Raw genomic sequence first — 238 nt, 5'->3', positions numbered from 1 at the left:
GTTAGCTCTGATAGTGATATCCCAAACAAATCAGACAAGTCTTGTCTTTTTATTTCTTGTATTATATACGGCTCAAAAAGTAAAATTTCTTCATCTGTAGAATCTAATTTTTTAAGTTCTTCAATACATATATCAACAAGTTGCTCATATTCTTCATTTTCTGTTATTTCGATTTCTTCGTTTTCAAAAATTTCAAAAGTATTATTATCCTTTTCCAAATGAGTAGAAACGGTATTTG

At 27.3% G+C, this 238-nt stretch carries 1 pseudogene; it reads right to left on the bottom strand.

Features of this window, described 5'->3' with window-relative positions:
• A pseudogene (locus SB752_RS33220) lies at window positions 1-238 on the bottom strand (hypothetical protein); the annotation flags it as partial.

This window comes from Brevibacillus sp. SIMBA_040 (assembly GCF_046535075.1).
GTDB lineage: Bacteria > Bacillota > Bacilli > Brevibacillales > Brevibacillaceae > Brevibacillus.
Note: the sequence above shows the minus strand (reverse complement) of the source record. Positions and strands in the feature narration are given on the sequence as shown.